Raw genomic sequence first — 5,360 nt, 5'->3', positions numbered from 1 at the left:
GAGCAGAGGGCTGGGTGAAGACGTAGGACGCGGGATCAAAGCTCATGCTGACCAGCTTAGCGATACCGGTAGCTCCGCGAAGTCCAGCAGTTGCTGTGCCAGTGGCGCCGCTCGGCGAGACCCGCGGCGGCGCCAAAGAGATGGTCCTCGGACCAGACCACCAGGTGGGCGATTCCCGGCAGCACGGCGGTGGAGCAGCCCGGGCAGATGTAGGTCTTCTCGGCGCGGCCCGCGGTGATGGGGCGGACCATCCATTCGCCGTCCGGTGCGCTCTCCCGGCGGGCGAAACCCGAGCGGGCGCGCTCCAGGTCAAGTTCCGGTGCCGGTCCGTGCTTGGCTCCGGCGGCTTTGCTCTTTCCGGGCGCTGTGCCCTTGCCGGAGCCTGTCTTCGCAGAACCGGCGCGGCGGGGTCGGTTGGAACGGGGCATGCCTCCATTCTGCCCCAGTCCGGCTGCCGCCCGTTGCCGGGCCGCCAAGCCGCCGCCCGCGCAGGCGGTAGAGTTGACCGGGTGCGTTTAGTCATAGCCCGCTGCTCCGTTGATTACGTCGGCCGCCTCAAAGCCCACCTGCCGCTGGCCACCAGGMTGCTGCTGGTCAAGGCCGACGGTTCGGTCCTGGTCCATTCCGACGGCGGGTCCTACAAGCCGCTGAACTGGATGAGCCCTCCTGCGTCCCTGCGGGTCTCCACACCCGATGAGGTCGACGTCGAGGTCGGCGTCGTCGAACAGTGGACGGTCCAGTCGGCCAAGACCGATGACCGGCTCATCATCAACATCCACGAGCAGCTGCACGATACCTCCCACGAACTGGGCCAGGACCCCGGCCTGATCAAGGACGGCGTCGAAGCGGACCTCCAGCGGCTCCTGGCCGCCCAGATCGAACTGCTGGGCACCGGGTTCTCGCTGATCCGCCGCGAGTACTTCACCGCGATCGGCCCCGTGGACATCCTTGCCCGGGACGCGGATGGCGCCACCGTGGCCATTGAGCTCAAGCGCCGGGGGGACATCGACGGCGTCGAGCAGCTCACCCGGTACCTGGAACTGCTGAACCGGGACCCGCTGCTGGCCCCTGTCCGGGGAATCTTCGCAGCCCAGCAGATCAAGCCGCAGGCCAAGGTCCTCGCCAAGGACCGCGGAATCGACTGCGTGACCCTGGACTACGACGCCATGCGCGGCGTTGACGACAGCGAATCCCGGCTCTTTTAAGCACCCTGCGGCAGGCTTTCTGTGGCGGCGATTCGCGTTAAGACGTTCTTTGCACAATTTTTATGCAATTCTTCCGTTCGCCCGTTGACCTGACGCAAGTGTCATGAAATTCTTATACGAGTCTTTGTGTAGGTGTTTTTCATGCTCGCAAGACATGTTGCGAGCGTGAAGCTCCTGCCGCCACGGTCCGTGAATCCGGTTCCGTTGCCAAAGGTTCTTCTCGCAGAGTGACCAAGTCCGGTGCGAAGTGCGCCGGATTTATTCAAGATCCACAATGAGGAGAAACAAATGGCTCAGGGAACCGTCAAGTGGTTCAACGCAGAAAAGGGCTTCGGCTTCATCACCCCGGATGACTCCGATGGCGATGTCTTCGTTCACTACTCCGAGATCCAGACCGGTGGCTTCAAGACCCTCGACGAGAACCAGCGTGTTCAGTTCGAGATCGGCCAGGGCGCCAAGGGCCCCCAGGCCACCGGCGTAACGCTGGTCTAGTCTGCCGCCGGGAAGTGCTTTAGGGCATTTCCGGCACCAGGAATGATCCCCGGCATTAGTGCCGGGGATCATTTTTTTGTGCATTCTTCGGCGCGGTGTTTCAGGTCGTCCGCATTGGCCCGGTGCATTCTTCGGCCGAATTCCGCACTAACGCCGGGCACTAACCCGCAGGGCCCTGCCTAACGCACCAAAGTGCGCAGCAGCCGGGCACTTTGCCGGACGGACAACCCGGGAAGGTACGCGCGGCTCAGGGCCCGGCCCATCGCCGGCAATTGCAACGGATCCTGGTAGTAGAGGTACAGCGTGCGGTAGTCCGGTTTGAAACGCGACTTGAAGGTCGCCAGCGAGCGGAAGCCGTAGACGGGTTCCAGGGCCCTGCCCACCACGTCCAGGATCCCGGCCAGCCCCTCCGGCCCGGCGTCGCTGCCGCCGGAATCGCTGCCGGAGTCGCTGCCCGAGTCGCTGGCGCCGGCAATGTCTCCGTCACGGTCCTTCGCCAGCGGCGATCCGGACAGGGAGATCACCTCAACCGTGCGCTTGAGTTCCAGCACGGCGGAAGCAATGAGGAACTCCATGACACCAGGGAACGCGTCGCCGCGCCGGCGCATGAAGTCCAGGGTCCAGCTCACGAGCTGTCCGTGCTCGTACACCGGCAGCCAGCTCGTAACGCCCTGCACGCGTCCGGAGGCGTCCACCGCCAGGCAGCACAGCACCTCGTCGTCGTCGAGCTCGTCGATGCTGCCGAGCGTGAAGCCCATCTCCGGCACGTGCTTTTGCGCCGCCCATTCTTCGGAGACCTCGCTGAGCTGGGTCCGCAGCGGGGCCGGGAATTCGCTGTAGCGCCCCCATACGGCCTGGACACCGGTCTTCGCGGCACGGTTCAGGGCGGTGCGGACGTTTTGCCATTCCTTGCCTTTGAACTCGAGTTCGCGCACGGCGAGCCTGGTTTCCTGGGCCACGGCCACGCGGCGGAATCCGCGGGCCCGGAGCATCGGCCAGAGTTCGGCGGTGCAGGAGTAGAAACACGGGATCAGGGCGTGTTCGGCGCAGTAGCGCATGAAACCCGCTGCGGTCTCCTCGCGGAGGGCAGCGGATCCGAACGGGCCCGCCAGCGTCAGGGCCACGTTGCCGTGCTGCTGATAGGCCAYGCCGCCGCGCCGGTCCGGCGTAAACCAGTATTTGTTCGGTTCCCAGAGGGCCATCCAGGACAGTGAGTCCCCGCCTTGGCGGATCAGGTCACGGGCCGTGTCCCGGTCCCCGGAGCCGACGTCGGTGCTGTGTCCGGTACCGTGCAGCCGCCGCCGCAGCACCAGCCAGACCGCCGCCAGGGCCACCCCCCAGAAGATGATGCCGGCATAGGCGAACAGAAATGACTCGACGGCGTTGCGGTTCTGGAACAACCGGCTGTAGGCGCCCGGAATGGGCAGCGGCAGGTACTGCCGGGCGAGTTCCGCCGCGAGGCCCAGCACTCCCCCGTCGCGGTCGATCCCGCCGGCGGCGAGCCAGGCCACCGAATAGGCCCCGGCGAGCACCAGCCACGTGCCCCCGACCACGATGCCCAGAGTCCGCCTGGCCCGCGGAGCAGTCTCCACCCTGAACTGCCGGCGGTTAAGCCACAGCAGCACAACGAGCAGCAACGGAACGGCGACGAGCGGCAGGACGCGGACGAAGCCTGAGCCCATCACGGCCGTGTGCGGCTGGCTGGCGTAGTGCGGAATCCGGGCGAACAGGGCCAGGTACACGGCGGCCAGGGCTGTCACGCCGAGCTGGACGATGATCGCGATCCGCAGGGCCAGGCGGCGCCCCTGCCGCATGCCGTCCGCACAGATCAGCAGCAGGATCACCGGGACAACCGCCAGCGCGAGGCCCAGCGGACCGGCGAGTCCGGCGCGGCCGGCCTCCAGGCAGCTGACGTCCACCGTGCCGCCGCAGTTTTCCTCCAGCTGGCCCAGTGTGGGCAGCGGGTTCAGCACGACGTCGCGCAACAGGGCCAGGGGCCCGGTGGGGCTGCTGACGGCGGCCGTGAGGATCGGCCCCACCGCGAAGATCGCGACCGTGAGCGCCAGCAGGTTGCGTGTCTCGCGTCCGGTTGAACGGTGCCGGTGCAGGGTCCCCCGGTCGCCCTGGATCCACCAGCCCGCGGCCAGGCCGGCAAGGGCACCGGCGAGCCCAACCACTGTCTCCGGATGCCCGACGTAGAGCACCAGCAGCAGGGACGCGGACAGGCCGGCGGTCCGCAGCCTGCGTTGCCACAGCGTGGGAAGCAGGCCGCTGGCGGCCAGGGCCACGGCCAGGACGGCGGCGTAGGGGCCGATCAGCCGGGCGTTGACCATGAGCCCCAGCCAGCCGTCGCCAATGTACCGGGCCAGCTGGGTGACCAGCAGGAACACCGTCACCGCAGCGAACTGGCCTACAAAGAAGAATACGGCCGTCCGCAGGGTCCCCAGATGCCGTTCAGCGAGTCCCAGCAGCAGGAGGATCATCAGTGATGCGGTCAGGTAGGCCAGCAGGTTGGTGGCGAAGAACAGCGAGGTGAACAAGGACCACCAGTGCCCCGCCTTCAGCCCCGAAGCGTTGACGGACGCTACGGGCAAGAGGGCGCCGGGCGGGCCAGACAGGAAGCTGCCCGTGACGGCCCCGACACCGAGGAAGGCCGCAAGGACCGCCAGCGTGAAGGGTACGGCACGGAAGTGCGCCAGCGTCCGGCGCAGGCCCTGGCGCCAGACACCCTGCAGCGGCGGGATCTCCGGGCCCGGGCCCGCCGCGGTCCGGTTACTGCCGGTCTTGGCCTGGCTCATGGCTCGATCCCCCAGCGTCGGGCCAGGAAGTCCAGGCCGCCGGGAAGGCCGCCGGATGCCACGTCCCAGGAGTGCCCCGCGTTGGCGATCCGGTGTGTTTCGACGCYGAACCCGGCCCGGCGTGCCGCCTCGGAGAGCGCGTCCATGTGGCCGGTGAACTGCGGGTCGCGGTCTCCGGCGGCGAAATACACGCCGTGGCCGTCGAAGCGGTGTTCCGCCATGACGCGCAGCGGGGTCAGCTGGTCGAAGGCCGCGGCGTCGGCGCCGAAGGAGGCCTCAATGGTCTTGGCCCGCACCTTCGCGAGGGCAGGCTCCTCCTCGCTGGAGAAGGCCAGCGCGGCGCTGTAGACGTCCGGATGCCTCGTGACCATCTGCATGGCGCACGTGCCGCCAAAGGAGAAGCCGCCCGCGGCCCACTGGCGGGGATCCGGGTCGACGTCGAGCGTGCGSTTGATCCAGTCCGGCACGTCCCGCGCCAGGAAGGTGTCCGCCTGGGCAATCCGGCTGTCCATGCACAGCGTGTTTCCCGCGGCCGAGCCGTTGGGATCGACCACCACCGTTACCGGCGCCACCCCGGCGTGCTCCGCGGCGAACCGGTCGAGCCGGCTCCGGAGTGCGCCGCCGGTCAGCCAGTCGGCAGGACCTCCCGGCTGGCCGGAAAAGAGGACCAGCACCGGCAGCGCGGGCCGGGGGGAACCCAGGTAGGCCGGAGGGAGATAGACGTAGGCGTCCCTGCTCTGGAAGCCGGAGACGGTGCCCGGGATGACCGCCTTGCGGATGACGCCGTCGGGAAGGTGGGCGGGCGCCTGCCAGTGGGCGAGCCCGGTGGCGGCAGGGGCGCCGGCGGCGCGCGTCAGGCCGGCCT

General features: G+C 68.1%; 5 protein-coding genes. 2 read left to right on the top strand and 3 right to left on the bottom strand.

The window, feature by feature from the left end; translation table 11 throughout:
• Positions 1 to 56: 56 nt before the first annotated feature.
• Positions 57 to 428 carry a hypothetical protein gene (locus AC1D1S_RS18975; protein ID WP_028276058.1) on the bottom strand — a complete coding sequence of 124 codons (372 nt, stop codon included), beginning with the start codon at positions 426 to 428 and terminating at the stop codon, positions 57 to 59.
• 81 nt (positions 429 to 509) lie between these two features.
• Between AC1D1S_RS18975 and nucS the strand changes: the two genes are divergently transcribed.
• Both nucS and AC1D1S_RS18965 read left to right on the top strand, forming a co-directional pair.
• Positions 510 to 1,205: an endonuclease NucS gene (gene nucS / locus AC1D1S_RS18970; protein ID WP_476995193.1), complete on the top strand. Its 696-nt coding sequence runs from the start codon at positions 510 to 512 to the stop codon at positions 1,203 to 1,205.
• Between the two features lie 288 nt (positions 1,206 to 1,493).
• Complete coding sequence (locus AC1D1S_RS18965) at positions 1,494 to 1,697, top strand: cold-shock protein (protein ID WP_011692441.1); 204 nt, start codon at positions 1,494 to 1,496, stop codon at positions 1,695 to 1,697.
• A 179-nt stretch (positions 1,698 to 1,876) separates the two neighbouring features.
• On the opposite strand, the gene AC1D1S_RS18960 is transcribed toward AC1D1S_RS18965, so the two are convergent.
• Positions 1,877 to 4,495 (bottom strand): bifunctional lysylphosphatidylglycerol flippase/synthetase MprF, encoded by a 2,619-nt coding sequence (locus AC1D1S_RS18960; protein WP_476995192.1) that lies wholly within the window; start codon positions 4,493 to 4,495, stop codon positions 1,877 to 1,879.
• On the bottom strand, positions 4,492 to 5,360 hold an 869-nt coding region (locus AC1D1S_RS18955), incomplete at its 5' end, for an alpha/beta hydrolase (protein WP_476995191.1). The genes AC1D1S_RS18955 and AC1D1S_RS18960, both read right to left, overlap by 4 nt.

This window comes from Arthrobacter sp. P1_A5, assembly GCF_056406825.1.
The sequence above is the reverse complement of the archived record's forward strand: the minus strand, read 5'-3'. Positions and strand labels throughout refer to the sequence as shown.

What these genes read in the sequence shown, in the direction of transcription:
- AC1D1S_RS18975 (WP_028276058.1), bottom strand. Translation starts at nt 428, where the DNA reads ATGCCCCGTTCCAACCGACCCCGCCGCGCCGGTTCTGCGAAGACAGGC.
- AC1D1S_RS18965 (WP_011692441.1), top strand. Translation starts at nt 1,494, where the DNA reads ATGGCTCAGGGAACCGTCAAGTGGTTCAACGCAGAAAAGGGCTTCGGC.